The sequence below is a fragment of the Nocardia alni genome (assembly GCF_019038435.1).
Lineage (GTDB): Bacteria > Actinomycetota > Actinomycetes > Mycobacteriales > Mycobacteriaceae > Nocardia > Nocardia alni.
This window is the reverse complement of record NZ_JAGPOX010000273.1, coordinates 1-3731: the sequence shown is the minus strand read 5'-3', so window position 1 is coordinate 3731 and position 3731 is coordinate 1. Positions and strand designations below refer to the sequence as shown.

4 protein-coding genes and 1 pseudogene are annotated in these 3731 nt (G+C 64.6%); 4 read left to right on the top strand and 1 reads right to left on the bottom strand.

Going from position 1 to position 3731, the window contains the following annotated elements; translation table 11 throughout:
• The 3 genes and pseudogenes from JZ791_RS43625 to JZ791_RS43615 all read left to right on the top strand — a co-directional run.
• A pseudogene (locus JZ791_RS43625) lies at positions 1-180 on the top strand (manganese transporter); the annotation flags it as partial.
• Positions 181-277: 97 nt separating this feature from the next.
• Positions 278-787, top strand: a complete 510-nt coding sequence (locus JZ791_RS43620) for a helix-turn-helix domain-containing protein (RefSeq protein WP_308163505.1) — start codon at positions 278-280, stop codon at positions 785-787.
• Positions 780-1487 carry a nucleotidyl transferase AbiEii/AbiGii toxin family protein gene (locus JZ791_RS43615; RefSeq protein ID WP_216903776.1) on the top strand — a complete coding sequence of 236 codons (708 nt, stop codon included), beginning with the start codon at positions 780-782 and terminating at the stop codon, positions 1485-1487. Before JZ791_RS43620 ends, JZ791_RS43615 begins: the two co-directional genes overlap by 8 nt.
• A 214-nt stretch (positions 1488-1701) precedes the next feature.
• Here the strand turns inward: JZ791_RS43615 and JZ791_RS43610 are convergent, their stop codons facing one another.
• A complete protein-coding gene (locus JZ791_RS43610; RefSeq protein ID WP_216903774.1) occupies positions 1702-2445 on the bottom strand; it encodes a TetR/AcrR family transcriptional regulator C-terminal domain-containing protein in 744 nt (247 codons plus the stop codon).
• A gap of 53 nt (positions 2446-2498) precedes the next feature.
• On the opposite strand from JZ791_RS43610, the gene JZ791_RS43605 reads away from it, so the two are divergent.
• On the top strand, positions 2499-3731 hold a 1233-nt coding region (locus tag JZ791_RS43605; RefSeq protein WP_308163504.1), incomplete at its 3' end, for an MFS transporter.

The window sequence follows — 3731 nt, the reverse complement described above, 5'->3', positions numbered from 1 at the left end:
CCCCCACCCCCGGCAATCGACGCCTCCGAAAAAGACCACTGGCGCATGCCACCCCTGACACTTCTCGAGCCCGTAACCTGGAACGCCGGAACCAAACTCGGCATGCTGGCCCTGCGCGCCTACCTGGTCGTCGGCGCAGTCCTCCTGGTAGTCAAGGCCGTCCAACTCGGCCGCAGCTGAATCCACGGAGTGGCCTTCGCCATGGGCGGCTCAGTCACACACGACCGACCATCACACACAGCGCGGCCAACCACACGCCGCGACAGGTTGGTATAGAATGAGAAACACTATGCCAGCTGCTAGTCCCACCGTAGGAGTTACAGAACGAGCAGCGCTCACCGCGCTGGCTGCTCGGTTGCGAGCCGAACGGCTGGAACTCGGGGTGAGCATGACCTCGACCGCGGAGGCGGCCGGTATTTCCCGAGTAACGCTGCATCGCATCGAGCACGGTGAGCCGTCTGTCACAATGGGCGCGTACCTGAGCGTTGCTTCGGCGCTGGGGCTCGAGCTTCGGGCTGCCGAAGCCCGGGCTAGACCTGCCACACCACCCGAATGCGATACCGGCACCGCAGCAATCGACAGCGACTCGGTCGATATCCGCGCGTACCCACAACTTCGGCAACTCGCTTGGCACTTGGGCGATTCCGTCAGTCTGACGCCCCGCGAGGCATTGAGCCTCTACGAGCGCAACTGGCGGCACGTCGATACGACAGCCATGGACTCACGAGAACGCGCCCTCGTCGAACATCTCGTCGAGGCATGGGGAGGAGGTCGGCTGCTTGTTTGAGCGGGAGCACCATCGACTGGTCGCCCAGGTACTCGAGGCGCTCGACGCCGAGATACTCGCCGACCACCACTGTCTTTTCGGCGGCGGCACCGCGATCGCCCTGCGATACGGTGAATTTCGCGAATCAGTGGATATCGACTTCCTGGTTTCGGATATCGACGGATATCGCGGGCTCCGTGAACTCATCAAAGCCAACGGTGTCGAGGCGCTGGTGCGGACCGGACAGCAGTTGCATCCGCTCCGAGACGTACGGGCAGATCAATACGGAATCCGGACTGTGCTGCAAGCTGAGGATGCACCCGTCAAATTCGAGATCGTCCTGGAAGGCCGAATTCATTTCGACCCTCCGGGGGCCCGAGACCGGGTATGCGGGCTTGCCACCCTCGCCCCGGTCGACATGGCTGCGAGCAAATTGCTCGCCAATTCGGATCGATGGGCCGACGACGCGGTGTACAGCCGTGACGTCATAGACCTGGCAATGATGTCGCCCAGCCGGGATCTCCTGCGCGCAGCAGCCGCCAAGGCAGCCTCTGCCTACGGCAGCAGCATCGAACGAGACCTGACCAAGGCTGTCGCAGCATTGCGGGATCGTCCGGGCCGACTCGACCGCTGCATGCAGGCACTGCGGATGACCGACGTGCCCAAAGCAGTGCTCTGGCAACAAATCCGTGCCCTTCCGAAATCTATTTCCACCGGATGAGAACAGCCCGTCCATCGGGTCCGACGGCCCAGGCGCAAAACTGGTTCTCGGACGGCGGACGGCCATCTGTCACACGGCACCAGCCTCTGTGAACTGCGCCCTTCATCAATCAGCACGTCGGTCACTCGGCGCGTCGCACCTCGACGTCATCGGCGGCGGGGGTCGGTGTGGTGGACGCCGGGGATTCAACCCCGCTGCGACTGAGCGAACCGGATCAGCTCACCGGTCGATCCGTTCGAGCCGCGGGCGATTCGACTGCCGTGACGCGCAGGCGTGCCTCGAGCCCGTCGAGTACGCACAGCAGTCCGAAGTCGAAGCCGATGGCGCGAGCCACGCCCGGATCGGAAGGAAGCGTGTCGCGGTAATCCGCCCGCAGTTGCGGATAGGGGGCGGCGACCTGGTCCAGCATGGTGGCCATGCTCTCGGGCGAATACCGCTTGCCGCCAGTGGCTTTCATCTGGCTGGCATCCGGAAGGACCGTCCCCAGTACGAAACTCATCACCGTGCCTGATGCCAGGTAGATATCGGTGCCGGTGAAGCCGGCGTGGGTGGCGCCCCGGCGCATCATGTCGGTGAGCGCGAAGGACTTCGGGCCCACCATCGGCAGTTGACCCATCAGTAGCGCTGCCCAGGGGTGGGCCAGCAGGGAGGTTCGCAGGCTGTAGGCGAAGGTCGAGAACGCCTCGCGCCACGGCGTGTGCTCCGGATCGGGGAATTCGACCAGCGCCCAGATCTCGTCGACGGCCAGTTCCAGCAGTTCGTCCTTGTTCGCTACATACCAGTACACGCTCGTGGCGCCGGCGCCCAGCTTGGCTCCGAGCTTGCGCATGCTGAGTGCGTCGAGCCCCTCGGCGTCGAGCAGCTCGACCGCCGCGGCGACGATCTGTTCCCGGCTCAGCCCGGAATTCTTCGGCTTGCGCGGCTCCCGGGTCCACACCGAGGTAAAGGGCTTGGTCACGCCATCACTGTAATTCACTAGCACGCTGTTCGAGTTTATCGTACGGTGTGCTAGTGAAATCGAACACTGTACTAGAACCTGCCGGGACACCGGAGCGAGACCCGCGTCGCTGGCTGGTTCTAGTGGTCCTGTGCCTGTCCCTGCTGGTGCTGACGATCGACGGCACCGTCCTGAACATCGCCATTCCGTCACTGATCCGCGAACTACACGCCACGCCGTCCGACGTGCAATGGATCCTCGACGCCTACGTCCTCGTCTTCGCCGGCCTGCTACTGACGGCGGGCAGCCTGTCGGACCGCTTCGGCCGGCGCCGCATGCTTATCACGGGCCTGGCCGTCTTCGGCGCGGCCTCCCTGCTGGCGATGCTCGCCACCGAGCCGTGGCAAGTCATCGCCGCGCGCGCCGCGATGGGCGTCGGCGGCTCACTGCTGATGCCCTCCACCCTGTCGATCCTGATGACCACCTTCGACGAACAGGAACGCCGCCAGGCCATGGCCGCCTGGACGACGGTGGCGATGGTCGGCATCGTGCTCGGCCCCACGGTGGGCGGCCTGCTGCTGCAACACTTCTGGTGGGGTTCGGTCTTCGTGCTGAACATCCCTGTCGCGGTGATCGCGATCGCCGCCGCACTGATACTGATGCCCGAGACCCGCGGCGAACAACGACCGCTGGATCCCCTGGGAGTCGGATTGTCGATCGTCGCACTGACCTCGACGGTGTACGTAATCATCCAGCGCGAGTGGAACATTCCCGTGATCGCGCTGGCTGTGCTGGCCGCCGCGGCGTTCATCGCCTGGGAACACCGGTCCCCGCATCCGATGCTTCCACTGGCCGTATTCCGCAACCGCGATTTCACCGGCACCTGCCTCACCCTGCTGCTCATGGTCTTCGGCATGGGCGCGGTAATGCTGATGCTGACGCAATACCTTCAGTTCGTACTGGGCTACGGACCGATGCGAGCAGGCTGGGCGCTGCTCCCCTACGCACTGGCCGCCGCCGTATTCAACGGCCTGGGCGCAACCCTCGGCAAGAAGCTGAGCAACAAGACCCTCATCGTCTCGGGCCTGCTGGTGATGAGCGCCGCGTTCGTGGTCCTGGCCAACGCCGACAGCTACGCGTGGGTACTGGCGAGCATGATGATCATGGGCATCGGCGGCGGCCTGGCCGGCCCCGCCGCCTACGCCTCGATCATGAGCGCCATCCCCCTCGAACACGCCGGAGTCGGATCAGCAATGAACGACACCCTCCAGCAAGTCGGCCAAGCAATCAGCATCGCAGTCCTCGGC

What these genes read in the sequence shown, in the direction of transcription:
- JZ791_RS43620 (WP_308163505.1), top strand. Translation starts at nt 278, where the DNA reads ATGAGAAACACTATGCCAGCTGCTAGTCCCACCGTAGGAGTTACAGAA.